At 60.9% G+C, this 25,607-nt stretch carries 27 protein-coding genes; 3 read left to right on the top strand and 24 right to left on the bottom strand.

All coding sequences use genetic code 11. The annotated features are described in order from the left end of the window. Positions 1–40: 40 nt before the first annotated feature. Positions 41–1,399: an FHA domain-containing protein gene (locus FBR05_03765; GenBank protein ID MDL1871303.1), complete on the top strand. Its 1,359-nt coding sequence runs from the start codon at positions 41–43 to the stop codon at positions 1,397–1,399. Between the two features lie 91 nt (positions 1,400–1,490). On the opposite strand, the gene FBR05_03770 is transcribed toward FBR05_03765, so the two are convergent. The 23 genes from FBR05_03770 to FBR05_03880 all read right to left on the bottom strand — a co-directional run bounded on the left by FBR05_03770 (position 1,491) and on the right by FBR05_03880 (position 20,882). Then, the gene (locus FBR05_03770) at positions 1,491–2,129 is read right to left on the bottom strand and encodes a tetratricopeptide repeat protein (GenBank protein MDL1871304.1); all 639 of its coding nucleotides are present in this window, start codon (positions 2,127–2,129) and stop codon (positions 1,491–1,493) included. A 63-nt stretch (positions 2,130–2,192) separates the two neighbouring features. After that, on the bottom strand, positions 2,193–3,263 hold the full coding sequence (locus FBR05_03775; protein ID MDL1871305.1) for a hypothetical protein: 1,071 nt from the start codon (positions 3,261–3,263) through the stop codon (positions 2,193–2,195). 42 nt (positions 3,264–3,305) lie between these two features. Then, positions 3,306–3,923 carry a tetratricopeptide repeat protein gene (locus FBR05_03780; protein ID MDL1871306.1) on the bottom strand — a complete coding sequence of 206 codons (618 nt, stop codon included), beginning with the start codon at positions 3,921–3,923 and terminating at the stop codon, positions 3,306–3,308. A gap of 132 nt (positions 3,924–4,055) precedes the next feature. Then, positions 4,056–5,045 carry a hypothetical protein gene (locus FBR05_03785; GenBank protein ID MDL1871307.1) on the bottom strand — a complete coding sequence of 330 codons (990 nt, stop codon included), beginning with the start codon at positions 5,043–5,045 and terminating at the stop codon, positions 4,056–4,058. A gap of 162 nt (positions 5,046–5,207) precedes the next feature. Next, the gene (locus tag FBR05_03790; GenBank protein MDL1871308.1) at positions 5,208–6,044 is read right to left on the bottom strand and encodes a flagellar biosynthetic protein FliR; all 837 of its coding nucleotides are present in this window, start codon (positions 6,042–6,044) and stop codon (positions 5,208–5,210) included. Positions 6,045–6,056: 12 nt separating this feature from the next. Continuing rightward, positions 6,057–6,323: a flagellar biosynthesis protein FliQ gene (fliQ, locus tag FBR05_03795; protein ID MDL1871309.1), complete on the bottom strand. Its 267-nt coding sequence runs from the start codon at positions 6,321–6,323 to the stop codon at positions 6,057–6,059. Positions 6,324–6,335: 12 nt separating this feature from the next. Continuing rightward, positions 6,336–7,124, bottom strand: coding sequence for an EscR/YscR/HrcR family type III secretion system export apparatus protein (locus tag FBR05_03800; protein ID MDL1871310.1), 789 nt, complete (start codon positions 7,122–7,124; stop codon positions 6,336–6,338). Beyond that, positions 7,111–7,527 (bottom strand): hypothetical protein, encoded by a 417-nt coding sequence (locus FBR05_03805; protein ID MDL1871311.1) that lies wholly within the window; start codon positions 7,525–7,527, stop codon positions 7,111–7,113. Before FBR05_03805 ends, FBR05_03800 begins: the two co-directional genes overlap by 14 nt. Beyond that, entirely contained in the window at positions 7,524–8,384 is an 861-nt protein-coding gene (locus tag FBR05_03810) for a hypothetical protein (protein ID MDL1871312.1), read from the bottom strand. Before FBR05_03810 ends, FBR05_03805 begins: the two co-directional genes overlap by 4 nt. Further along, positions 7,982–8,908 carry a hypothetical protein gene (locus FBR05_03815; protein MDL1871313.1) on the bottom strand — a complete coding sequence of 309 codons (927 nt, stop codon included), beginning with the start codon at positions 8,906–8,908 and terminating at the stop codon, positions 7,982–7,984. The genes FBR05_03810 and FBR05_03815 overlap by 403 nt, the downstream gene beginning before the upstream one ends. A 13-nt stretch (positions 8,909–8,921) precedes the next feature. Continuing rightward, on the bottom strand, positions 8,922–9,785 hold the full coding sequence (locus FBR05_03820) for a hypothetical protein (protein MDL1871314.1): 864 nt from the start codon (positions 9,783–9,785) through the stop codon (positions 8,922–8,924). 5 nt (positions 9,786–9,790) lie between these two features. Then, positions 9,791–10,294: a hypothetical protein gene (locus FBR05_03825; protein MDL1871315.1), complete on the bottom strand. Its 504-nt coding sequence runs from the start codon at positions 10,292–10,294 to the stop codon at positions 9,791–9,793. A 12-nt stretch (positions 10,295–10,306) separates the two neighbouring features. Continuing rightward, complete coding sequence (fliI, locus tag FBR05_03830; GenBank protein MDL1871316.1) at positions 10,307–11,677, bottom strand: flagellar protein export ATPase FliI; 1,371 nt, start codon at positions 11,675–11,677, stop codon at positions 10,307–10,309. Between the two features lie 18 nt (positions 11,678–11,695). After that, positions 11,696–12,376, bottom strand: a complete 681-nt coding sequence (locus FBR05_03835; GenBank protein ID MDL1871317.1) for a hypothetical protein — start codon at positions 12,374–12,376, stop codon at positions 11,696–11,698. A gap of 98 nt (positions 12,377–12,474) precedes the next feature. Beyond that, complete coding sequence (locus FBR05_03840) at positions 12,475–13,428, bottom strand: hypothetical protein (GenBank protein ID MDL1871318.1); 954 nt, start codon at positions 13,426–13,428, stop codon at positions 12,475–12,477. Between the two features lie 93 nt (positions 13,429–13,521). Further along, positions 13,522–14,058, bottom strand: coding sequence for a hypothetical protein (locus FBR05_03845; GenBank protein MDL1871319.1), 537 nt, complete (start codon positions 14,056–14,058; stop codon positions 13,522–13,524). A 110-nt stretch (positions 14,059–14,168) separates the two neighbouring features. Next, on the bottom strand, positions 14,169–14,957 hold the full coding sequence (locus FBR05_03850; protein ID MDL1871320.1) for a sigma-70 family RNA polymerase sigma factor: 789 nt from the start codon (positions 14,955–14,957) through the stop codon (positions 14,169–14,171). Positions 14,958–15,209: 252 nt separating this feature from the next. Beyond that, entirely contained in the window at positions 15,210–15,548 is a 339-nt protein-coding gene (locus FBR05_03855) for a hypothetical protein (GenBank protein MDL1871321.1), read from the bottom strand. Between the two features lie 50 nt (positions 15,549–15,598). Then, on the bottom strand, positions 15,599–16,075 hold the full coding sequence (locus FBR05_03860) for a hypothetical protein (protein ID MDL1871322.1): 477 nt from the start codon (positions 16,073–16,075) through the stop codon (positions 15,599–15,601). A gap of 103 nt (positions 16,076–16,178) precedes the next feature. Continuing rightward, on the bottom strand, positions 16,179–17,123 hold the full coding sequence (locus tag FBR05_03865; protein MDL1871323.1) for a hypothetical protein: 945 nt from the start codon (positions 17,121–17,123) through the stop codon (positions 16,179–16,181). A gap of 8 nt (positions 17,124–17,131) precedes the next feature. Next, positions 17,132–17,539 (bottom strand): tetratricopeptide repeat protein, encoded by a 408-nt coding sequence (locus FBR05_03870; GenBank protein MDL1871324.1) that lies wholly within the window; start codon positions 17,537–17,539, stop codon positions 17,132–17,134. Positions 17,540–18,347: 808 nt separating this feature from the next. Next, positions 18,348–18,623 carry a hypothetical protein gene (locus tag FBR05_03875; GenBank protein MDL1871325.1) on the bottom strand — a complete coding sequence of 92 codons (276 nt, stop codon included), beginning with the start codon at positions 18,621–18,623 and terminating at the stop codon, positions 18,348–18,350. Positions 18,624–18,707: 84 nt separating this feature from the next. After that, positions 18,708–20,882, bottom strand: a complete 2,175-nt coding sequence (locus FBR05_03880; GenBank protein ID MDL1871326.1) for a PEGA domain-containing protein — start codon at positions 20,880–20,882, stop codon at positions 18,708–18,710. Between the two features lie 222 nt (positions 20,883–21,104). On the opposite strand from FBR05_03880, the gene FBR05_03885 reads away from it, so the two are divergent. Together FBR05_03885 and FBR05_03890 are read left to right on the top strand one after the other, a co-directional pair. Next, the gene (locus tag FBR05_03885) at positions 21,105–22,268 is read left to right on the top strand and encodes a tetratricopeptide repeat protein (GenBank protein MDL1871327.1); all 1,164 of its coding nucleotides are present in this window, start codon (positions 21,105–21,107) and stop codon (positions 22,266–22,268) included. Between the two features lie 14 nt (positions 22,269–22,282). After that, positions 22,283–23,368, top strand: coding sequence for an FHA domain-containing protein (locus FBR05_03890; protein ID MDL1871328.1), 1,086 nt, complete (start codon positions 22,283–22,285; stop codon positions 23,366–23,368). Positions 23,369–23,377: 9 nt separating this feature from the next. Here FBR05_03890 and FBR05_03895 read toward each other — a convergent pair whose 3' ends face one another. Then, positions 23,378–25,285: a hypothetical protein gene (locus tag FBR05_03895; protein MDL1871329.1), complete on the bottom strand. Its 1,908-nt coding sequence runs from the start codon at positions 25,283–25,285 to the stop codon at positions 23,378–23,380. Positions 25,286–25,607 lie beyond the last annotated feature (322 nt).

The following is a 25,607-nucleotide window of genomic DNA, read 5'->3' on the forward strand; positions in this document are numbered from 1 at the left end:
GTCCAACAGCGAATTCGAACCGCAAACCCAATTGCTCGAAATGGAAGAGACTCGCGACGTGGTTTCGCTGCGCAAGTGCCAGCTACGCGTCATCACCGGCCCGGACGAGAAGAAAAAATTCGACCTCAACCGCAAGATCACCCGCATCGGCAAAAAAGAGGACAACGAGGTCGCCCTGCTCGACAACACCGTCAGCCGCCACCACGTCGAGATCGAAATGACGGCGGACTCCTACCTGTTGAAAGATCTCAACAGCACCAACGGCACCTTCATCAACGGCCTGCGCGTCAAGGAGGCCTACCTAAGCCCCGGCGACGTGATCAAGATCGGCAACACCGAGATCGAATTCGTCGCCTTCGACGAGAAGGTCCGCATCGAACCCTCGCCCAACCAGCAATTCGGCGAGTTGGTCGGAAAAAGCCGGAAGATGCGCCAGATCTTCTCGCTGCTCGAGAAGGTCTCCCCCAGCCTGGCGACCGTCATCATCGAGGGCGAGACCGGCACCGGAAAAGAGCTGGTCGCCCGCGCCATCCACGGCGCCAGCCTGCGCAAGGACAAGCCCTTTATCGTCTTCGACTGCTCGGCGGTGGCCCCCACCCTCATCGAGTCCGAGCTCTTCGGCCACGAGAAGGGGGCCTTCACCGGGGCGATCAAGCAGCGCAAGGGCGCCTTCGAGGCGGCCTTCGGCGGCACGGTCTTTTTGGACGAAATCGGCGAGCTCACCTTGGACCTGCAGCCCAAGCTACTGCGCGCCCTCGAGCAGCGCGAGATCAAGCGGGTCGGCAGCAACGAGAAAATCGACCTGGACGTCCGCGTGGTCTGCGCGACCAACCGCGACCTGCGCAAGGAGGTCGACGAGGGCCGCTTCCGCGAGGACCTCTACTACCGCCTCTCGGTGGTCAAGGTGCACATCCCGGCCCTGCGCGAGCGCTCCGAGGACATCCCGCTGATCATCAAGAAGTTCCTCGAACACGGCCGCTTCAACCGCCTGCCCGACGGCAGCCTCAAGGTGGTGCGCGTCGAGGACGACGCGCTCAAGCTCTTGCAGCGTTACCAATGGCCCGGCAACGTCCGCGAACTGGCCAACGTCATCGAGCGCGTGGTCTCGATGGCCGACGGCGACACGATCAGCGCCTCCAACCTAAGCTACGTCTTCCAAGAGATGGAGCAGATGGTCGAGCCCACCGAGAAGATGAGCGTCGACACCTCCCTCCCCTTCAAAGAGGCCAAGCAGAAGGTCGTCGAGATCTTCGAGAAGGATTACCTGGAAGAGCTGCTCAAGCGGAACAACTACAACGTCAGCCGCGCCAGCCGCGAGGCCCAGATCGACCGAAAGCACCTGCGCAATCTCTTGAAGAAGTACGAGATCAATGCGCCGGACGACGACGAAGAGGATTGAGTGGCCGACCAGGCGGCGGCCTGGAATCTTCCTGGACAACGAGGTCCGATCCGGGCCCATCCCCCAAAATTTCGGAGATTTACCGTGTAGATTACCGCCCCTTGGGCATCGGCTTGCCCCGCGCCGGCAAGGCGGGACGCCCGCCCGGAACCGGACCGGCGCCCGGAAGTCCCGGCGCCGCGGCCGCGGGCCCGGCCTTTCCGGCCACGGCCTTCTGCGCCTGCAAGTTGCGCTTGATCGCGATGACCAGCGAGCGCGCGCGGTTGGCGAAGGTGTTCTTACCCAGGGGGTCGAGCAGGATGGCGGCGCGGAAGTCTTCGGCCGCCTTCTTGAAATTCTTGTGGATCAGGTAGATCTCGCCGCGGTTGACCAGGGCCGAGACGTCGTCCTTCTTGAACTTGAGGGCCTCGGAGAACTCGTAGACCGCGTCCACGAACTTGTTCATCTTTTGATAAATCGAGCCGAGGCAGGCGTGATAGAAGGGATTCTTGTGGTCGATTTGCACCAGGCAGTCGAAGATGCGCTTCGCCTCGTCGACGCGGCCGTGCTTGAGCTTGACGTGGCCGACCTCGGAGAGCAGGTAGAGGTCCTTCTGGCTGATCCCCGTCATTTGCGCGAAGGAGATCTGGTTGGTCATGAACTTGTAGAGCAGCTCGATGACGTACTTCCGCCTTTGGGGCGTGGGGTCGTGCAACTTGCTCGCACCCCGCTCCTCGGCGGTCATCGGCATGGGTAGGTTCTCGTTATCTGCCACGATGTTTCGAAAGGCGTTCGTTCGCTAAGAAATCTTCGGTTACTGCCGCATGTTCTTGCTGATCGTATCCAGGCTGCGGTTCTTGATGTCCATGAGATCTTTGAATACGCTGACAAATTCGTTAAAATAGCGCTTCACCGTCATCATCTTATCCATGCGCATGCTGCGGCTCTGGCTGATCTCTTGCATCTCGTAATTGAGCATGGTGATGCGCCGCGCGCCCTCGGGGGTGCGCGGATCCAGGGTCTGCAGCTCGGTCAAGATCTTTTGCTTGATCTGATCTTCGCGCGCTTGCTCTTCCATCAAGCCGGCGATCATGTTGTTGGTCATGTCGCTGCGGCCGAACAGGGCTTGGAAACCCTGGTAGTTGGGGTCGTTGGCAAGATAGGTGTCGACGTAATCGCGCGCCCACTGGGTCCCCGCGCTGGGATCCCAACCCGGAGGCATGCCGCCGCCGGCGCCCATGGCGCCGGGCCCTGGAGGCGGCGGAGGAAAACCGCCCGGCGCCCCGCCCATCCCGGGAGGCGGAGGGGGCGGCGCCAAACTCTTGCTTTGCGGAGCGGCTCCGGTACCCATCGCCTTGCCCGTGCCGCCGCCGTAATAGGGGGTTCCGGTGCTCATGGCCTTGCCGGTGCCGCCGGCCGGGCCGCCGTAGGGCGCGCCGCCCTGCCCTTCGACATCTTCCCACGAGGCCGAAGCCGGGCTCTCGGCAGGTTCCTGCTGGAGCATCGCCAGTGCCGCCGTCTGTTCGGGCTTGAAGCCGGCCTTCTGACCCAAGGCTTGCGGGTCGAAAAAGTCCTGATACGGAATGAAGTTGATATAAGGCGTCGGCTGCGGCGTTTGGTTGTCGAAGTAGGCGCGATATTCCTCGGGTGTCGGCGTGGCGCCGCGCACCTCGCGGAGGTCCTTCGGCTCGATCATCGACCAGAGCCCGATATTGGCCAGCTTGAAGTAGTTGTAGACGGCCGGAGCGTCGGAGAGAATCTTCTCGATCGTCGTCGACGACATCAGCTTGTCGAGCGCGGCGCGGTTTTCGATGCCGGCTTCCTTGAGGGAGGCCTGCATCTGCGCCTGGATATTGAAAGAATCTCGTATCGTCGTCTTGGCCATCGTTTACTCCTGTTTCGCGTCCGACCTTGGCCGGACTCGGCCTCAGGTCCTAGGCGCCTCGGCGGCCTTGATCTCCGCCAGCTCGTCGAGCACCTGCTTCTTCAAAAAGCGCGCCCGATTGGCCCAAGGATCTTTCCCCTCGGGGTCGAGCTTGATCGCGCTGTCAAAGTCCTGAAGGGGTTCGTCTTCGAGCCCCAACAGATAATATATCTCCCCGCGGTTGACGTAAGCCGTGGCGTCTTCGGGGTCTAGCTCCACCGCCACGGTATATTCGGCCAGGGCGTCCAGGTAGTTTTCTTGCTTCTGGTAAATCGCCCCCAGTGCCGTATGGTAATAAGCGGTCTTATGGTCGAGGATGGCGAGACCTTTAAAGATGATCTCCGCGTCCTTCAGGCGTCCTCCCTTGAATTTCAAATAACCGCGTTCCGCCACGTCCAGCAACATCTGCTGGGGAATCCCCTGGACCTGCGCCCAAGTGAAATCGCCGTTGATGAACTCTTCGAGGTCTTTGAGGGCTTTTTCGGAGTCCTTGGGATCGATCTTATCGAGCAACTCGCCAAGGGCGTTCAGCCACGGAGGACCTGAGGAGCCGGGATCCGAGGCCGCACCCGCGGAATCGGGGGCAACGGCCGGACCTTGGGGGTTTTTCGGAATGACCATAACGACTTATGCTAGCGCTAAAGCCGACCGGGCTTCAACAAAAAACCCCAGTAAATCCTTTAGTCTCAACCGATTGTCTGCGCGAGACTCTCGCCGCCTCCCCGAGGCCCCGGCCGGGACCCCGCTTAGGTCTTACCGCGAGGTCATGACGCGCTCGGCGACGCGCTTGTCGTCGTCGCGCATGCTCGCGTAGCTCTGCAGGAAGTTGTCCAGATCGCGCTTTTGACTCTGCAGCGCGTCGACCAACTCGCGTTCGGTGTTTTGCAGTTCGTTCATGAGCTGGGTGCTCATCTGGACGAATTGCGTGTACTTCGAAGAACGGTCTTGGGCGCGGGCCGCCGTCTGCGGGTTTTGGCCGGCGTAAGCGCGCGGCGGCTTGGTGCGCGCGAAATTTCGGATGACCATCGAGCGGGCCTTGCGGACGCCGTCGAGCTTCTTGACGATCAATCGGCTGAAGGCGCGCAGGTCGCGCTCCATCAGCAAGGAGTAGGAACGCAGCGCGCCGACCAGGTCCCCCATCATGATCTGAAGCAGGATCATGTGGATCTTGACCTTGGCCTCGCCCTCTTTTTTCCGCATGTCGCGAGCCATGGACTTCGCGTCTTGGACTTGCTGCTGCTGGTCCATCCACTGCTGAAATCCCGGCGTGCCGTAGGCCTTGGACATGGCCTTGCCCTGCGGGGTGTTCGAATACTGGTAGTATTGGCCGGGCAGGCCGTTGAAGCCGCCCATCCCGTCCTTGGCGTATTTAATTTCGGCGTCGGTGGGCGTATAGCCGAACTGCGCCTGCATCTGCTGTTTGATCTGCGCGTTGTTCAAGCCCTGATGGATGAGGTCTTGCATGTAAGACTGGGCCTGAGAGCTGCTGGGCGAGCCGAAGCCCCCGCCGCTCGCCAAATTTTTGCTGCCGCCCGTCGCGTTGCCGGGGCCGTAAGGGTTGGGGCCTCCCGTGCCGGAAGTGGGATACGCGGGCCCGCTGGGGTATTCGGGAAAATCGCCGCCCACATCCTCGGGGCCGTCGAAATTGTAATCCGCGTAATCGACGTAATCCTGCTCCGCTTGCCACTCTTCCTCGTGTTCGCGTTGCCGGGTCTTTGCGTCGTTTTTAATTGGGCCACTCATCACGGCTCTCCTTAAGAAGGTATACCTCGCCTCCCCCTTTTTATCGGGTAAGGCCAAAGAGGGAGTTGCTTGGCGGAATCTTAAATTTACAAGGTCATTTTAACGAGTTTCATGGGGGGCGGCTAGTCGCATCAGCGGAGATCCCGCAATTAGCGCGTTGCGTCATTTTAGAAATAATTTTTGGATCTGGTCGATGGCCGCGAGGGTCTTCAAAAACCAGACCTTCATCTGCTCATAGACGAGGGGAAAACTGATATAGGCTAGGGCCATCCCTACGAAGCCCTTGATATTAAAGCCCATTTCGAAGACGTTGATCATGGGGGCCACCCGATTGGTCAGCCCCAAGATCAAGTCGGCGATGAAGATGGCCACCAAAATGGGGGCCGAAAGCTGGAGGCAGACGACCAGGGTATCCGCAGTCAGCCTTATCATCAGCTCCAAAAGAGGGGTCAACCCCTCCTGGACGGGGGGCAGGCCCAGGACCGGCACGGTCTCGAAGCTCTGGGCCAGGCCTTGGATGAACATGCGGTGCCCACCGATGGTGATGAAGGAGACCAGGGCCACCTGGTAGAAAAAGACACCGAACAGCGAGGCCTGGGAACCGAGGGCGGGGTTGAAGATGCGCGCGTTGGCGAGCTGGCGCTGGTTGTCGATCATGTTGCCCGCGGACTGGATCCCGTAAAACATAAAGGCCAGCGGCATTCCGAGAAGGATGCCGACCAGCATCTCCTTGAGGAAGAAGGCGAAGAGGACGCCGGTGGTATGGGGGATGGTGGGCGGCGCCGCGCCCGAAACCGGAATATATAAAAAAAACGTGAGGACGAAGGCCACCGTGATGCGGATGCGCCCGGGCACCGGCCTGCCGCCGAGGAAGGGCACAAACAGCGCCAAGACAAAGATGCGGGTGAAGATCAGGCCGCCGATCAACAAGTAGCGGAACAGATCGATGTGCAGGCCCAACCGGTCGAGAAAGGCCTGGGATGTGGTGAAGCTGAACATCCGCGGGACCCCTCAATGGATGTAGTTGGGAAAACCCTCCAGGAGGCTCTTCGTGAAGGCGATCATCTGGGCCATCAACCAAGGCCCCGTCAAGGCGAGCACCACGAAGACGCCGACCAGCTTGGGGACAAAGGTCAGGGTCTGCTCCTGGATCTGGGTGGTAGCCTGGACCAAGCTGATCAGGAGGCCGACGATCAGGGCCACCAGCACCGCGGGCGCGGAGAGAATCAGGGTGAGGAACAGGCCTTGCTTGCCGATGGCGAGGATGTAGCTTTCCATATCAAACCTCGCTTAAGTGTATCCCAGGATCAGGCCGCGGGCGATCAAATACCAGCCGTCGACCAAGACGAACAACAATAGCTTGAAGGGCAGCGACACGGTGACCGGCGAGAGCTGGAACATGCCCAAGGCCAAGAGAATGTTGGCGACCACCATGTCGATGACCAAGAAAGGCAAAAAGATGACGAAGCCGATCTGGAAGGCCTCGGATAGCTCGCTGATCACGAAGGCCGGGATCAGGATCAAAAAGTCGTCTTTGCCCACCGAGTCGCGGTCCTCGACTTTCCGCATCTTCCGCGCCAGCGAGTAGAACATGGTGAGGTCCTTCTCGCTGGTGTTCTTCTTCAAAAATGCCCGCATCGGTTCTTTGCCCTTGTTCAGGGCCTCCTGGAGCAGGCCCACCGTGGCCGTCGAGAAGAGCCCTTGGTTGCTGGTGGTCTGGATGACGCCCTCCGTCTGCCGGTACATTTCGACGCCGACCGGGATCATGATGTAGACCGTGAGAATCATCGCCAGGCCGGTGATGATCTGGTTGGGCGGGATCTGCTGCGTGCCCAACGCGTTGCGGATCAGGGCGAGGACCACCGCAATCTTGACGAAGGAGGTGATCATCGTCAGCAGGATCGGCACCAGGGCCAGGGCCACCAGGGCGAAGAGGATCATCAGCGGCTTGCTGACGGGCTGTTCGAACTTCCCTTGGGCCCAGAGGGCGCCGGCGGCAAGACAGAAGAGCGCATAGACGCCCGCCCCCAGAGCCAAGGACTTGCGGTGTTTTTTTAAAATGGCTTTAAGTTTCGTCATCGTCTTCGTCCCGAGTCGCTTTCAATTCCGCGATCAGCCCGACATGGTGCTCGCTCGCACCGATCAGCAACCGCCGCCCCTCGATCTGCAGGATGTAGAGGGACTTGCGGGCGTCGAGCGGGACGCGGTCGACGATCCGCAGGTCCGAGCGTGCCGCGGCGCCGCGGTGGAACGTCAATTTGGGGATAATAAACCGAATGACCACGATGGCAAGCGCGATCACGAAGATCATCGCGAAGACCATCTTGAGGAAAAGCCAGGTGAAATCCACCGAGGAGGCGCCGAACTCGGCCGTCGGATCGCCCAGGGCGAGGGGGGTGGGCGAAGGGGTCGCGGCGAAGAGCCCTTCCGGCCAAGCCGTCAGGGCCAGGGCCCAGCCCAGCATGAGGTGGAGATATTTCATTCGAAGATTTTGATGATGCGCACGCCCAGCTTGCCATCGATCTCGACCAATTCGCCCTTGGCCATCAGCTTGCCGTTGGCGACCAGGTCGATGGCCTCGTTCGGGAAGCGGTTCAACTCGATGACCTGCCCCTTCTTCAGGGACAGAATTTCTTTGATCGTGATGGTCTTCTTGCCCATCACCGCGACCAACTGGACGGGCACGTCGGCGGTCAGTCCCACGGCGCGACGGTCGGCCTTGGCCGCCGCGGGCGGCGGGGAACCGAAGGCGGGCGGAGGGCCGGCGGCGGGAACTTCTTTCTTAGAGGCCGGCTTGAAGGGCGGAGGATTGGGATTGAAATCGAAGGGGTCCCCGCCCTCGGGCGGGGCCGGATCGGCGCCGCCCGGCTCGGCAAAGGGATCCAAGTCGGGATTGTAGTCTTCCATTTCCATGTTCGGATCCGGGGTCTTCGCCATCACTCGCCTCCAAAAAAGTCCAAAACCTTGACGACCATCTTGCCCTCGGTGTCGATCACCTCGGCCAAGAGGCCTTCCGTGGGCATCTCCCCCACCCTCAGGATCGTTTTGCCGGCCAAGCCGTGCGGCCCCATGTTGGCCAGGGTGTCGTCGAAGAGGATCACGTCGCCCTTCTCGAGCTGGTCTTTCTCCGAGGCCATCAGGCTGACCCGTCCGATCTCCGACCACAGCAGGGTCTTGATGTGGGAGACGCGGTCGAGCATCTCCTCGGGGATCTCGCCGCCCTCGGCCTGGATATCTTCCCGCAAAAATACGCCTTCGACAAGCGGATGCGGCAGGTAGGCCCGAACATAGCCGCCGCGGTCCTCCAGGCCAAGGTAAAACTTGAAGACACAGCCCCATTCCTCGGCGGGGACGGCATCGGAGAGCAGCTTGGGCTCTTGGACGATGCGGGCAATGCGGAAGGCGGCCGGCCCCTGCGGGGTCGGGGCGTCCTTGAGGTGGTGGACGGCCTTGGCCAGGAGAAACTCTAGGGCCCCCTCCTCCACCGGACTGAAGGGCCGCGAGGCCTCGACGGGCTCACCGGGATTGCCCAGCACCCGCTCGACCAGGAGGCGGCAGAAGGCGTAATCCAATTCGAGCAGCGCGGCCTGACCGCTGGGCTGGATCTTTAATAGTACCAGAACCGAGGGGTTGGGGGTGGAAGCGAGAAAACCGGCTGCCGAGGCCTCTTCGAAATCGATGAAGCGCAGCTTCATCGGCAGCCCCAGGTCGCGGTCGAAGGCCTCGCCCAACGAGGCGGCCAGCTCGGTACCGCGTTGAAATTGGGGGTAGAGGCGGAGCAAGGCGTCCACCGTGGCGAGGTGCCGGCTGGAGAGCTTGGGCAATTTGGTGAAATCGAAGGGCCGAATTTGCGCCTGAGCCATAAAATCCCGGAGGTCACATGCGGGTGACGTTGATCGCCCGGACGTCCACCCCTTTTTCGCCGAGCGCCAGGGCGATGTTTTCGCGCTCCTGCTTGAAGGTCTCTTCGACCGTGCGGTTGGGAACGAGAAACTCCACGCTCACCTCCTGGCCCTGCGAAGTCACCTTCAGCTTGAGACCATGGAAGATCTTGTCGTGGAAGTCGATCTGGATCTCCTTCTGGAGATCCCCCTTTTGGATAATAGTGACAGATTGGACGATCTGGTCAAGCAAAGCCTTCGGCAGCTCCCGAGGGGCCGCGGGTGCCTCCGGAGGCGTGACGGGCGCCGTCGCCTGGAGACCGGGAACCTGCATGGGAACCGGGGCGGGCGCCGGATCGCGGCGCTTCAGGTCGGCCGAGAAGGCCTGGGCGCTCGCCGAGTCTTTTTGAAAGCCGCGCTGCGAGCCGCCCTCGCGCTTGCCGCCCGAGTCCGAACCCGAGCCGCCCTGCTGCTCGCCCGAGCCGTGCTTGCCCAGGACGCGCTCCTTCACCCCCGAGGCGGGCTCCTTCGTCTTTTTGCCGGACTCAGCCTTGTCGTTGGGCTTGCGGTCTTCCTCTTTGTCGCGGTCGGAGCGGCGGTCGTCCTCGCCGTGGATCTCCCTCAGGCGCGAGTCGAACTTCTGCTCGGGCGGCAGCAAGTTGGCGGCCCCCTGCTCGGAGGATGCGCTCTTGAGCAGCTCGTCGAAGCTGGTCTTGAGCTTCTTGTCCTGTCCCAGGCCCGCCGCCTGGGCGCCCTGCTGGCCGGCGGCCTGCTGGGTCTGCTTGGTCTTCTTGAGTTCCGCGGCTCGGGCCGCGGCGCGCGCCTCTTCCCCGGCACTGGGTCTTACGCTTTCCGTCATAATCGCTATCCTCGCATCTTACGCAGCTGGTGCCCGACGTTGCCGAGTTCGTTCATGAGTTTCGCCTCTTCGTACTCCAGCTTCTGCTTTACTTTCTTCTGCCAAAGCTCCTTGTGCTTCTCCATGATCTTAACCTCTTTGCAGGCGTCGATATAGTCCCGTTTCGCGCTGGCCACCCGCTCCTCGGCCTTCTCGATCTGGATCTTCTGGTCTTCGATCTCCTGGTCCTTTTTCTCCTCGTCCTCCACCAGGCGCTTGATGAAGTTGATATGGCCGTGGGAATCGGCGACCACGCTCTCGCCCATCCGCAGCATCTCGGCCATCTCCTTGCGGGCGTCTTCGCGCTGCTTGATGATCGCCTGCTTCTCCTCCTCCAACTTGACCAGTTTTTCCTGTTCTTCCTTCAGGATCTTGAAGGCCTTGCCCAGGGCGATCTCGGCGTTGCGCTTGTTGCGGAGCCGGACGTCGAGCAAGGGTTGGAGGCGGTATTTTTCCTTCTTTTTCGGCATCGATGCTCAAACCTACATAAAAAGATTCTTCAACTCCTCCACGGACTCGGTCAGGTGGATCTTGTCGTTGACGTGCTGCTTGAGGAAGTTGTTCACGTCCTCGATCTTCTCGATCGCGTAGTCCACATTGGGATCCGAGCCCGATTCGTAGGCGCCGATCAAGATCAAATCGCGCTCCTTCTCGTAGTTGGCCACTACTTCGCGGAGCTTGCGCGCGGCGGCCTCGTGGTCCTCGTCGACGATCGCGCTCATCACGCGGCTGACGCTCTCGGAGACGTCGATCGCCGGATAATGCCCGCGCGCGGCGAGCGACCGCGAGAGGACGATGTGGCCGTCCAGGATCGACCGCACCTCGTCGGCGACGGGCTCGGTCATGTCGTCGCCCTCGACCAGAACGGTATAAAAGGCGGTGATCGAGCCGGTCGCGCTGTTCCCGGTGCGCTCGAGCAGCTTGGGCAGCGTGGAGAAGACGGAGGGCGTGAAGCCCTGCCGAGCGGGAGGCTCGCCGATGGCCAGGCCGATCTCGCGCAAGGCGCGGGCGAAACGCGTGACCGAGTCCATCATCATCAGGACCTTCTTGCCCTGGTCGCGGAAATACTCGGCGATCGCGGTGGCCACGTAGGCGGCCTTCGAGCGGACCAGGGACGGCTGGTCGGAGGTGGAAACGACCACCACCGACCGGGCCAATCCTTCTTCTCCCAAATCCTTTTCCAAAAAGTCCCGAAGCTCGCGGCCGCGCTCGCCGACCAGGCAGAGGACGTTGACGTCGGAGTCGCAGTTGCGCGCGAGCATGCCCATGGTCGTCGATTTTCCGACGCCCGCGGCCGCGAAGATGCCGACGCGCTGGCCCTCGCCGACGGTGAGCACGGAATCGATCGCGCGGATGCCGACGGAAATGGGTTGGGTGATGCGCTTGCGGGTCAGCGGGTCGGGCGGCGGCGCCATGACCGGATACTCGGTCTCGTAGCTCAAGGGGCCGTGGGTGTCGCTGTCGATGGGGTCGCCCAGGCCGTCGAGGACGCGGCCCAGCAGGCCTTCGCCGACGCGCACCTTGAGACAGCCTCCGGTCGGGATGACGTCGTTGCCGGGTCCGATGCCTTCGAGGTCGCCGAGCGGCATGAGCAGGACCTCTTTGTCCTTAAAGCCCACGACCTCGGCCTTAATGGGCAAGGCGCGGCTGTTGAAAGTTTGGATGTAGCAGAGCTCGCCCACCCGCACCCCCGGCACCACGGCCTTGACCACCAAGCCGGTCAGCTCGGTGACCTTGCCTTTGATGCGGTAGGTAGAGAGCGACGCGACGGCCCGGTAGTACTTGTGCAGGTCGATGACCGGCAATTCGAAGCCGTCGTCAAACAACGGCGCATGTTCCGCGGCAGCCTGCATAAAACCTCGCAGGGCTTATTATAAGCCCAGTGCCTTTTTTATCGCGTTCAGCTGGGTGTCCAGTTGTGCATCGATAGTACCGATGTCGGTCTCGACGACGCAGCCCCCCACCTTCACCGTCTCGTCCTCCCGGAAGACCAGGGTCTTGCCGGACTCGATCTTCTGGTAAAGCTCGGCCTCGTTTTTCTTAATCTTTTCAAAGTCTTGTGGGTTGAGATGCACGACGATCTTGTCCCCGACCGCGTCGCTGATCGCGAGCCGGATCACGTTCATGATGGCCTTGTCGTTCTCCCGGAATTCGCGGCCGATAATCTTCTCGGCGATCTCGAAGACCAGCTTGACCATCTCCCGCTCATTGTCGTCGAAGAGCTTCTGGCGCAGTTCTTTGACGCGCTGCAACATCTCCAGGCCCTGCTGGAGGCCCTCCTGGTAGCCGAGGTCATAGCCCTCTTTCTTGCTGCGCTCCATCTCGGCCTGGACCTGGGCCAAGACCTCCTTGGCCTCGGCCTTGATCCTCGCCGCGTCGCCCTTGGCCTCCTCGATGATCTGGCGGGCCCTTCCGGAGGCGTCGAGCACCTCGCGGTCGATGACTCCGCCCACCTCGGTGGCCCCGCCGAAGCTGGAAGGCAGGTCGGATTCGATGCGGTCTTGGAGGTTGAGTCGTTTTTTGAATTCGTCGCCCTTGAGAATCTTGGCCATGGTCTGTTTCCGTTCCGATTGTCTAGGCCATGCCGGCCCGGATCCAAGGCCAGTCTAGCCAAAAAATGAAGGTTTTCCAACGATATCCTGGAGCCGGCTCAGGAAAATTGCGGTCGAATCCGCTCTAAGGCGGCGGCGATCCGCTCCCGGAGCCGCTGTGCCTTCTCGGGGTGGTTACGGGGGATGTTGAGGTCGAGATAGCGCTTGAGGACGTAGCCGTGCTTGGGCGAAAGCTTGTAGACGAAGATCGGGGTGAGGACGCGGTGTTCCGGTCCGCAGGCCCGGCTGAAGACGCTGAAGCCGATCTCGAGGGTCAGCTCCTCGGTCTTCAGCTTCTCGACCTCCAGCGAGAGGATGTTCATCTGGGCCTCGCGCATCATCTCGAGGCTGTAATTCCCGCCCTGTTTGATGCGGCGCCGCAATTCCTTGGCGTCCTCCACTCCCAGCCGGTGCAGGATGGCCCGCGTGGCGGTACGGTCGACCTTGGCGAAGGCCACCGCCATCTCGCTCAAACCCAGTTCGCGCATCAATTGCAAAAATTGGTCGGCAGAGAGCCGGTGGAAGGCCTCGAAGTCGCCCGGCCGCTCCCAAAGCTCGCGGGGCACCGAGGGAAAGCGGCTCTCCAAGCGCCGTTTCAGCAAGGCCCAAACCCGGTCGACGGGGACGTGGCTGGACATCGCCTTCACGAGCTTGCGCATCTCTTTGGGCAGCTCGGCCAGGACGCGGCCGACCTTGGCGCGCGGCAGCTCGCGAAAGACCTGCGCCCAAACCAATGGCGATTCCCCGCGCAGCGAATCGACGATCCAACCGGCGTCGGCCTGGGACCATAAATTCACCTTACCCTCGGATCCCAGCGCCGCCAGGGCCCGGGCCCAGTCATCTTGGCGAGCCTTCTTGTTTTGCTTGAGCATGGCGTCGAGGACGGCGCGGGCGGCCTCGCCCCGGCCCTCGTCGACGTAGTCGAGCAGGACCGGCGCCTGCTCGCCCTCGCGGAGGGCGGAGATCAGGAGAAAGGCCTGTTGGCGTTCGCTTAAGTCTTGGAGCTCGGTCATAAACTAGAAACCATACTAACGGGGAAAAGCGGGCTTCCAAAAGCAAAAAAAAGGCGGCCTCGCGGGCCGCCTTTTAGAAAGGTAGAAATCGTATCAACCGACCTGCATGTTGAAGGGCGTCGAGATCGCCTTGTTCGCCATTTCGCCGACCTTGGAGATGACCTCCATGTTGACGGTGCTGTGGTGGGCGTACATCTGCATGCGGGTGAGCTCGAGGGCCGACCAGCTCTTCTTGCTGCCGGAGAACATCTGCTCCATGAGCTGTTCCATGCCCATCTGATTGCTGTTGACCTCTTTGAAGATCTCGAAGATGCCCGTGCTCTTGGGGGCCGAGGACTTTTCGATCTCGCCGGCGCGGGCCACGTCGATCTGGATCTCGCCCGCCGGGATCGACTTCATGTTGCCGCCGATCGAGTCGTTGCCGAAGGATTCGACGAACTCGAGCAGCTTGGCGTTGGAGGTGCTGTTGGCGCTGGACTGGGCGCCGATGGTGTTGTCCAAAAGCTGGGAGAAACTGGTCTTGTCGGTCTGGAAACCGCCAGCGCCGGTACCTTGGCTGGGGAGCTGAGTGCCGGCCCCGCCGATGTTTTGCAACGCGCTTTGAGTCAAACCAGCTGAAATCGGATCCATAAAACGTCCTCTCTTGGTTGTTTGCAACAACCCAAAATGCCTAATTACTTATCGTCTCAGCTATCTTCGAAAGTTTCTACCACGAAACGAAAAATCTGAACAATTTTTTGCTACTGGGGATGCACCGCGGCACGATGCTGGTGCTGGGACTTGAGCTGGATCAGGCTGATCTTCTTGAACAGCAGGCCCAGGGCCCGGGCGTGGAGCCGGGAGGTCCAGGACTTGGACAGGCCAAGCTTCTGGCCGGCCTCTTCCAGGGTCTTGTTCTGGAAGTAGTACATCTTGATCAGCTTGCGCTCTTTCTCGGGCAGCTCCTCGATGGCCTGCCGCATGTACTCCTTCACCTTCTGAAACTCGGCCTTATGTTCAATATCGTTGGCCTTTTTGTCCTCGATCTCCATCGTCTCTTCGCTGGCGTCGATGCTGATGATGTAGATGGAGGCCAGCGAGTTGACCGTGTCGTAGAGCTCGCCGATCTCTTCGTCGGCGCTCAGCTTGGTCGTGGCGCTCTTGTCGGCCATGGTCTGGAGGTATTCGTTGGCGGCCTGCTCGAACTTGATCTTGGAGTACAGCGAACGCGGGATCCAGCCGGTCTTGCGCAGGCCGTCGTAAATGGCGCCCTTGATCCGGTAATAGGCGAAGGTTTTGAAATCGACGTTGAACTTGGGGTCGAAGCGCTTGGCGGCCTCCAGCAGGCCCAGGCGGGCGTTGCAGATGATCTCTTCGATGTCGGCGTCGTTGCTGAGGGTTTGGGCCACCTTGTTGGCTATCGAGGTGGCATAAGGCAGGTATTGTTCGATCAGGCTGTCGCGGCCGCTTAAATCTTCTTGCGCTGCGTTAACGGTGACAGGATTGACTGGATTTTTCTTAACGGCCCGTTGCGTAGCTGTCCGACTCATGCGTTTTTCCCCTTAGTCAATGAATGTGTGCCTGACAACCCAATTTCCTTGAGCGGGTAAATATGCAAGAAGCCCGCCAGCGAGTTGCTAAAAAAATGTAGGGGAATAAAAAAATTAAGGCATGGATTTATAACAACTTTTTAGGCAGGAACTCGATAACATCCAGCAATACCCCTCCCCTACACCCCGTAAAAAGTGCACAAGTGGTGCTCGGATTTCCCAGAACTGGGGACTTAAGCCCCCAATGAATCCCTAGGCCTGGCGCTTGGTTTGGGTCAGGTAGTGGGAGGAGTCCAAGAGGGCGGTGATGCGCTGGATCATCTCCTTGCGGGTGCCGGAATCGACCAAGGAGTAATAGGGGTGGTCCGGATTATCCAATGTTTTCCGGACGATAGCATCGAAGACCCGCTCGCGGGCCACCCGGTCCAAGGGGCTCTGCAGGGCACGCAGGCCGCCCAGCGATTGCTCGACCTTCTGGTACTCGGTGACGTTGTCGATGACTAGTTTGAGGGAGGAATCTTCTTTCGACGCAGGCTGGGTGTTGACTGCTGCGGCCTTGCCATCGGGAATGCGGCTAACCGAGTCGCTCATCGTTTTTCCCTTTTGTCTTTTTTTGTCCCGAGCCCTGGCGGCCGATCGGCTTACATCGCCGAAATGCTTGCGCGGGCGGCAGCCTCGCGGGTCAGTACGGTGTCTAACTTTTGCTGGTCGAAACTGCTGACCGGGACCGCCGACGCGACGTCGGTCGGGGACCCAAACATTCCAAATCCGGGAGTAATCGTCGAAAAACTGGTCTGCGCGGCGGCCTCGTCGAGGGCGAGGTTGTTCATGCGCTTCATCACCTGGTTTTCGTAGCTGCGCTGGGCCACCTGGCCGATGCCGTAGAGCCCCGCGGCGGCCACCTGGGCGCCGGGAAAGGGCATGAAACGGAGGATGCTCGACCCGATGCTGGCGAAGATGGAACCGAACTTCTTGAGCCCCATCATGAACTTTTCGCCGAAGGTCGGCTTGTCCAGCAGGCTCCCGCCCTGCACCAACCGGGTATTGTTGGTGTTGATGATGGGCCGACTGGTCAGGTCCATGCTGATTTGCGCGGGGTTAATTGTTTGAAATTCCATTACAAACTCCCAAAAAGCCAACGATCACTTCAGAGCATTTATCGGGGAAGGCCTCCCCCAAAGTTTCGTCGGGAAAATGGAATTCTTTTCATATTAATATTCGCTATTTTGGCGCAGTTGCCGCTTTTTCTCCAGCCCCAAGCTGGGCCTGGGCTCCGGCGCCGCCTTCGAGTAGCGGGGGCGCGGCCGCGCCCTGCACCTCGGCCAGGCCGCTGCTCAACTTGGAGACCTTGAGTTCTTGGCGCATCCGCGTCAGTTTGATCACGTTGACGATCAGGGCGGCGGAGACGCCCAAGAGCAAGACCAACATCACGACCGCGAAGATCTTGAAGCGCTGGACCGATTCGGCCTTCATGACTAGACCGGCGATGGTCGCCAGCTTGACGTTGCCGGCGGCCGCGGCGGTCTCAGTTCCCGAAGCCTGCGGGCCCTTGGCCAAGACTTCCTGCGGAGGTTGGACATAGCTGATGATGACGGAAACGTCGCGGGGATCGAGTTTTTCCACCGACTTGGAGATGAATTGCTGCATCCGCGCCTCGGTGATCTCGTAGCCGTCGGGGCTCTTCTTGACGCGGATCACCGCGCTGGCCGTGGGCCGCGCCTCGCTCTGTGTCTCGGTGTTGAAGGGGCTGATCTCGGGGACATTGAGAACAATGTCGGCGTCGATCACGCCGGGCACGCGCTGCAGCGAGTTGATGATGTCGCCCTTCTTCGCGAGCAGCTTGCGGCATTTTTCTTCTTCGGGCGTGGGGATGAGGCCCTTTTCCTTGCAGATGCCTTCCGAGCCCAGTTCTTTCTTTTTCGGCAGGTTGTTCTCGACCAGGATGCGCCGGGCGTTCTGGATGGAATCCTTCGGAACGGTGACGCTGTAGGTCGCGCCTTCGGAGGACTCGGTGAGGACCTTGGTCGCGTTGATCCCGTTTTGGTAGAGGACCACCAAAATCTCGGTGGCATCCTGCTCGGTGAGGCCCTGCTGCAGGGTCTCCTGGCCGCAGCCGGCGAGAAAGACCAGCGAGAAAAACAGGATGGCGTACTTCTTCAGTCTCATGGGACCTCTTATTTTTGCGGGGTCACCGCGGGGGTGAAGCCCTTCTTGATCAAATCCAACAGGGAACGGGCGAAGTCGCCGGACTTGCCGTCGGGGTCCATCTTGGAGGCCTTCTCCAGGACCTCCACCGCCTTGTCCTTCTCCCCCTTGAAAAAGAGGGCCTCGCCCAGATAGGCCGTCGCAAAGGCACTCTTTGGATCGACCTCGAGGGCTTCTTTGTAGGTCTTGATGGCCTGGTCGAATTTGGCCTGGACACAATAGACATTGCCCAAGGCGACGAGCGGGACCTCGCTCTTGGGGGCCAGGGCCACGACGCCCTCGAAGACCTCCTTTGCCTCTTTAAAACGCTGCATGCCCAGATAAAGGTATCCGGATTCGAGCAAAATACGCAGGTCTTCGCTGGGGACTTGGATCATAGGGACCTCGATAAAAAAATGGGTAAATGGCTATCTTTAGTAGAATAACCATTTACCCAAAATTTTATAGCATTTTTTTCGTTTAATTACCCGTGATTACGCCCGGATATTACGGATCGCGTTGAGTTTCGCGTCGGAATCCGTCTTCGCGATGTTGGACATCATCTGGCCGACCTGCGAGATATTTTGCACCCGGGCCTGCAGGCTGAGCATCTCGACCTGCTGGGTCGCCATCGCGTTGATCTGGGCGTCGAATTGGCTGGCCGAGCTGCCCATCGGCATTCCCGCGCCACCGGCCGCACCCGGAAAACCGGGGGCCGTGCCGGGCATGCCGCCCGCGCCGCCCGCACCCGGAAAGCCGGGGGCCGTACCGGGCATGCTGAGGGCCTTACCGGTGCCGTAGGCGACTTGACCGCCCATCGGGGCGAAACCGGGGGTCCCGAGCTGGCCGCCGGGGCCCGCAAAGGCCGAGACCGCCGCACCGGTGATCGCCGCGCCTTTCATCCCCATGAAGGGGGCGGCGGCGCCGATCGTGGGGCCGGCAAGGGACATCACGTCTTGAGCGATGCCTAGGGCCCGCGTAAACCCTTCATTGCCGATCACGCCGTGATTCTTGGTAAAGGCGTCATTTTGCCGAAAAAGCTCACGGGTATTGACCGTATTCAAACCTTGCACAGTATTATAATTTGGGTCGGCCATTGGGTTCCTCCTACAAAAGCCCCTGGGAAAACATCTTTTCCCATCTCACAGCTCAATTATCGAGGGGGCCGGAGGGCAAAGTTGCGGCAAGCCCCACAAATTCGCGAAACTAGGGTTTCGCCCCCTCCTTCTTCAGGACCTCCATCATTTGGTATTTTAGCCTCAGGAGCTCTTTAAATAAATCCATCGTCAGCTCGTAGGCCCGCATCGCCTTTTTGGCGGCCTTGCCCTTGCCCAGGCCGCTCTTCTGCTTGGCGATCTTCTGCAACTCTTCGAAAGAAGCGGCGAAGCTCTTGTTCACCGCGTCAAAATCCTCGGTCTCAATCAGCTTTTCGATGCGGGGATAGCCCGCGGTGAGGGTCTCTTCCTGGTTGTTCTTGGCCATAAGTCCTCGAAAAAATAGGGAAATGAGATTAAATTAAAAGATCGGGACCCGGGAAAGTCAAGGCGATTTATCGGCCCTGCGGAATTATTGCACCGGCTCGAGCTTAACGATCATCGGCTTGATCGCGGAGAGCGGCAAAGTCACGCGGCTCTCGAAGGGCTTGAAACCGTCCTTCTGGATGCTGATCCGATACGAACCCACCAGCAAATCGGAGAGGATGACCGGGGTGGCCTGGCCGATGGGGTTGCCGTTGACGCTGATCTGGGCCCCCGGCGGCTCGGTCGCGACGTAGAGGACCGACTTCATCGGCGAGATCTTGTGATAGACCGACTCGGCGTCGCTGCGGATCTTTTCGTCCTTGGTGTTGAGGACGATGTTGATCAGGGCCACCAGGGCCTTGTCGTTCTGCCCCAGGCCGGCATAGGCCTCGGCCATGCCCAACTCGGCGGCCTTGGCGTACTCGGGGCTGTCCTTGGCGCGCTGAAAGTAAGCCAGCGCCTGGTCGAAGGTCTGGGTCTTCACGAAGGCCTGCCCCAAGAGCATGTGCACCTGCGCCAGCTCGGTGGGCTCGGGATTGCGCTTCAGGGCCTCGGCCAACTGCTCGATGGCCTCGTTGTACTGCCCTACCTTCACGAGCTGCCGTCCCTTGTTGATGAACTCGCCGGCCGGGCTGGTGTTGAGATTGAAGTTGGCGGTGTAAGGCGTGTTGAGCTCGATGCTGAGCTCTTTCTCGAACTCGTTGAAGCCCTCTTTTTTCAGGACCAACTTGTGGCGGCCGGTAGGCAGATTGCCGTTGAAGGGCGTCTCGCCCAGCTTCTTGCCGTCGACGAAGAGCTCGGCCCCCGGCGGGTTGGTGTTGATCTGGGCCGGGAAGGTCCGGATGGCCTCGTCGCTCGCCTCGATGGTGAACTCGGGCGCGGCCTGCGAGAGCTCGAACTCGCGGCGGTATTTGACCGCGTTGACGGTTGAGGTGCTGCCGTCCAGGGTCTCGGGCATCCGCGCCTCGGCGACGTATTTTCCGAAGGGCAGATACACCGGCGCGTCGAAGGAGAGGTTGCTGACCTTCAACGGCTTCATCTCGGCCTGGTTTGGCAGGAACTTCCCTTCGAGGTAGAGATCGCCGTTTTTCGGCAGAGCGACGACTTTCAGGCGACCGATCTTCGCCTCGATGTTCACCGGGACGACCTCGTCCTGCTTTTGCGCGGTGAAGGTCGCCTTTTCGGTCCACTTCTCACCGATGCCCTCGAGGAAAAACTCCGCCGTCAGCTCCTGCGGCTGGCCCAGCGGCACCTGCAGGCTGATTTTGAAAGGCGTCTGACCGAGCTCTTTGTCCTTGTAGAAGATTTTGGCCGGAACCGGCTTGGCGTCGGCCTCGATGAAAACCGGCATGGCCTGGCCCGCGGGAGGCGTCTCAACCTTGGGCGGGGTGATCACCTTGGGGGCCTCCCCGCTCGGTTTTTCGGTCTTGGGCTTCTCGGCAATCTTGGTCTTGGCGGCGCCGAGGTAGGCCTTGAGCTTGTTTAAGGCCCCGAAGCGATGGGCGGCGTAGGCACCGCCGCCGAGGATGCCGAAGACCAAGAGCAGAATGAGGAGGTTGCGCAGGCCGCGCGACTTGCCTTTGGCGCCCGCGGCGGCCTGGGCGGGAACGACGGGGGGCGGGACTTCCTGCGGAAGCCTCTCTTCGATCGCGGGCTCGATTTCGTTCGCCGGGGGGGCGACGGGTTCGGCTTCGGGTTCCGGTTCAGGCTCGGACTCGAAGGCGCCCTGAGCGGCGGCCTCGGGAGGCGGCGCCTCTTCTTGGGACTCCGCGACCCGGGGCGTGAACTCTTCCTTGACCTCAAGCTCGAAGGGCTCGTCGGTCGCCTCTTCCAAAAACCGCAGCGTGTAGATCCCGACTTTGATCGTGTCGAGGTGCTTGATCGGCATCTCGCCTTGGATCTTCTTTTCGTTGAGAAAGGTGCCGTTGCGGGAGCCGATGTCGCGCACCGTGTAGGTGTTGTTACCCGCCGCCTGGATGACCGCATGGGAGCGCGAGACGCTGTTGTCCTCGAGGATGATGCTGTTGGTGGCCGCCCGGCCCAGGGTGAGCTCTTTTTGGTAGGCGACCGTGAACCAGGCGCCCTGCTTGGGTCCATGGACGATCTCGAGCAGGGGAAAGGCCTCCGGACCGCGCACCGGGCCCTTGGAGGCTTGCTCCAACTCTTCATAGGCCTTGATGAAGGTATTTTCTTCGGCTCCGGTTTTGGAAGGACCTGTCATGGAATCCCTTATCGGTCTGCGGCCTTGGCGGCCGCCCTACCCCTCTGAATTGCGGCGGGTAGCATAAAATCTTGATATTGCAAAGAAATAAACTACAATCCTAGAGCCGCTCGGGGCGTATACCAGGATGGGAGTTTACACGTGAGCACCTTATCGAAGATTCTAACTGTGACGTTGACAGCACTCATCCTTTTTTTTCCACAGATTGCCACATCGCGTTATGTGGTACGCCCCCTCGACCAGGCCGTCTTCCATAACAACCAGGGCGTGAGCTACCTCAATGCCGGCGACCCCAAGAAGGCCCTCTTCGAGTTCAAGACCGCCACCGAGATCTCCCCGGAGTACACCGAAGCTTGGAACAACATGGGCCTGGCCTATCTCCATCTCAAAGACTTCGACCAGGCGCGGGATTCCTTCCTGCGCAGCATCAAGATCGACTCGAAGTACCCGGCGCCCTACAACCACCTGGCGACGCTCTACTATACGCAAAACAACTACGAAGAGGCCTTGAAGTGGGCCAACAAGTCCATCAAAGAGGACAAAAAGTTCGCGGACGGCTATTACAACAAGGGCATCATCCTCCGCGAGCTGGCCCGAAAGACCGGCAATCCCCAATATTACAAAGAGGGCGAGCAGGCCTTCCGCCTGGCCACCGAGGCCAACTCCCGTCACTACCTGGCCAACTTCGAGCTGGGCAACATGTACAAGGCTCAGGGCAAGAACGAAGAGGCCATGATCCGCTACAAGGTCGCCCTCGAGATCCAGCCCTCGGCCTCCGAGGTCTGGCGCGAACTGGGCACCCTTTACCTGGCCCAGGGCGACAACAACCGCGCCCAATTCGCCTTCAACAAGGCGATGGAAGCCAACCCCAACAACGTCGACGCCCACCTGAACATGGGCCTGTATTACATCCAGGAGAAAAACTACGTCCTGGCCGAGCGCGAGCTGGCCCTCGCCCGCCAGGCCAACCCCAACAACCCCAAGATCCTCTTCAACCTGGCCTACGCCAAGTTCAGCCAGGCCGAGGACGCCCGGGCCCGCAACGGCCTCGACGCCGCGCGGGGCCTCTACCAAGAAAGTATCAATTACTACCAATCCCTGATCCAGCAGGTCCCCAACTACGCCGACGCGACCTATAATTTGGGTTACGCCTACCTGCGGCTCGGCGACTTGACCAGCGCCTCCGAGTGGTACAACAAGACCCTGGCCATCGACCCCAACTACCCCCGCGCCCTCTTCGGCATCGGGGCCATCAAGCTGCAGGGCGGCGACGTCGCCTCGGCGGTCAACTACCTCTGCCGCTTCACGAAGGTGGCGCCCAAGGACCTGCAGGCCTCCATCGACGCCGCGCAAAAAATCATCGCCGAAAACGGCAAGTGCAAGTAAACTCGACCCGGCCCATGCCCAAGCTCATCGTCCACAATCTCAAGACGCAGGAGGAGCAGGAATACACCCTGCCCCAGGACACCATCGTCTTCGGGCGCACCAACACCTGCGACGTCGAGCTGCCGATCAAGTCCATCTCGCGCCGCCACGCCGAGATCGTCCGCGAGGCGCAGGACTACTACCTCAGCGACCTGAAGAGCGGCAACGGCACCTTCCTCAACAACCAGAAGATCCGGCCGCTCGAGAAAAACCTGCTGCGCTCCGGCGACGTGATCCGCATCGAGGACTACGAGATCCGCTTCCTGTTGGCCGAGGACGGGCCCGAGCACGCCGTCGAGGAAGACACGGACACTGACATCCTCGAGATCAAGCTGATCAAGAAGATGCTCAAGACCCTCGACGCCGACGACACCCCCAGCGTCGAGGTGCTGAACGGCGTGGCGGTGGGCAAGAAATTGCTGATCCCCGATTCGAAGCAGGAGGTGGTCATCGGCCGCGACGGGGCCGCCGACCTCACTATCGACGAGAACGTCATCAGCCGCCTGCACGCCAAGCTCGAGCGCAAGTGGGGCGGCATCGTCATCGTCGACCTGCAAAGCAAGAACGGCACCTTCGTCAACAACGACCGCGTCGAGGAGAAGCTGCTGCGCGACGGCGACAAGGTCATGCTGGGCACGGTCAAGCTGCTCTACCGCAACCCCAAGGACGTCAACCTCGAGGTCATCAGCCAAGAGATCTCCAAGAAGAAGAAAGAGGCCGCGATGCGCGAAGCCGAGCGGCTCGCGCAAAAGCAGCTCGAGGAAGAGCGCCTGGCCAAGGAGGCGGAGGATAAGGAAACGGCCCGCCGCGAGGCCGAGGCCAAGGCGGTGCAAGAGGCCCTCGAAAAAGAGAAGGCCGAGGAAGAAGAAAAACGTGCCGCGGAGGCACCGCCGCCCGAGGCCGCTCCGCCCCCCGCCCAACAGGCCCCCCCGGCTGCTCCCACAGCCGCCGCGGCGCCGGCCAAACCGGGTTTCTCCACCGCGGAGAAGCTGATGATCGCCGCCGGCATTCTCGTCGGCATCGCGGCGATCGCGGGTCTGCTCGTCCTGCTCTTGAAGTAAACCCCGCCCTTAGTTGCGGCGGCGCCGCGCATATCCGTAGATCGCCGGCAGCAACCCCAGGAGCCCCAAGCTCCAAAGGGCGGCCCCGGTTCCGGGAGCGGCGGACGCCAGGCTGGCCAGACAGCCGCCCTGCGTTTCCAGAAGGGGCGCCGGCGTGGCGGTCGGCAAGGGCGTGGGCGTAGGAGCCGCGCCGGCCAAAGTCACGTTTTTCACGTCGACGGCGGTCGAGGTGCAGCGCGTCCGGCACTCCAGCTGCAAGGTGTAGACGCCCGGGAGATCCCCGGTGAAGGTCGGCGTCAAGGTGCCGGCTCCGCTCAAGGCGGAAGAAGCCCCCGCCGGCGCGGCGGTCACCGCCCACTGCACCGCGAAGCGGGCCGGGTCGGCGAAGGGATCGGCGATCTCGGGAGAAAGGGAGCAGGAGGCCCCGGTCACGGCGATCGCCTGGTTTGGATCGCCGCTTTGGTCGGCGCCGGCGATGGCGCTGATCGTTTCTAGGCCGTTTAAAAAGACGAAGGCGGCCCGATCCCCGACCCCGTTGTTCGCCAGAACCATGATATCATCGCCGCCCGCGTTGTCGAAGTCCGCCGTGTCGATGCTGCGCATCTGGCTGGAAGGGCCGGCCAAACCGGTAGGCGGATTCAGAGCACCACTCGCAGCTGAAGTCACGGCTACGACGAGATTCACGGGGAATTCCGCGTCCTCCAAGGTGACCGCGACGTCGGTGACGTTGTCGTTGTTATAGCAACCGGTCGTCAACACCCGAGGCGTGAGAGTGCCGAGCGGCAGCGGAACGAAATCCCCCACCGCGAAGTTTCCGGCCCCATCGTTGTCGTAATACTGAAGCCCCGGCGGCTCCGGGGTGGGAACGGGATCGGTCGCGCTGAGCCCCGACTCGGTGAGAACCAAATCCACGTCGCCGTCGCCGTCGAAATCCCCGGCCTCGATCGAACCGGGCGAGGGGTCCTGGCCGGGATGGGCATCAAACAGATTGATGCTGGGGCTCGCGGGACAGGCAAGATTGCAATTTCTGTCGTTAAAGCAGACCGTCACGACCTGCAGGACTGGGGTCCCGTCGCTGCGGGTATCGAAGAAGGCCGCTACGTCCAGATTCCCGTCGCCGTTGAAATCGCCGACGGTCAGGCCCGCGTTGTCCTCGAAATTGGCTGCGACGTTGGTGTCGAAGGAATCCGCCGCCAGCACGTTCTGCAGACCGCTTCCATTGTTGCGTAGGATGTTGAGCTGGAAGGAAAGTGGGCCGGGACTGGATTCGGTAACCACATGGACGGCGTCCAGGCCGTTGATACCGTCGCAGTCGAACAGGGCGGCCTTGCGGGCCCCGAAGAAGGTGGAAAATCCCTGCTGATTGTTGCCCGCGACATCCCCGGCCGCGTCCAGTGTGGTGAGCGTGGTCCCGTCCGCACCGAAACCCGAGCCGGGATTCATGGCCTGGGCGAAGGTCGTACTGAATCCCTCCACCGAGATCCCGAGGAAGTCGGAATTGCCCCCGTCGAGGTCCCCGGAGAGAACGTTGCTGAAATTATCCGAGGTGCCCAGTCCGCTCAGGCCGTAATCCAAAGAGGCGTTGAATTGATCCCCGGGGCCGGGCGAGCAGGCGACCGCAGCGGCCCCACGGTTGATCAGGACGCTGGCCAAGAGCTCAGGCGTCTGGGTGTCGAAGCTGTTCTCGCGCATCGCCACGCAATCGGCGAAGCCATCGCCGTTGAAATCGCTTCCCAAAAAGGTTCCATCTCGCTGGATGTTGCGGCAGGACAGGGTATTGGCGTCGGGGAAATTGCAGCCGTCGGTGGCGCAAAGCACCGGCTCGTTTTCGCAGGCTAAGTTGGTGTTTTGAAAAAGCGTCTGCGCCGAAAGCCAGCTCGGCAGGAATACCGCCGCAAGAACGATCCAAAGTCGCATGATGTCTCCTCCTCGACAGCCCACCCCTGGTTGTCCTCACGACTTGAGACCAAGGCGTCGAGCAAGTCAAAGGGATTTTGGAGACTGTAAATATAAACCATTGAAATCATTAATAAAAAACCGAGGCCCGAACGGGGTTCCGTTTGAGCCTCGGCTGACAGACAAATCAATAATTATCGCTTCTCCCGGAACGCGAAGCCAGGCTCCGGCGCTTTATTATTTTTGCACCGCCTCGACGAAGATCTGAACGCGGCGGTTTTGCTCGCGGCTGGGCTCGTCCTTGTTCGGGACCAAGGGGTTCGCCTCCCCGTAGCCCGTCACC

The sequence above is a fragment of the Deltaproteobacteria bacterium PRO3 genome, assembly GCA_030263375.1.
Taxonomy (GTDB): Bacteria; UBA10199; UBA10199; order DSSB01; family DSSB01; genus DSSB01.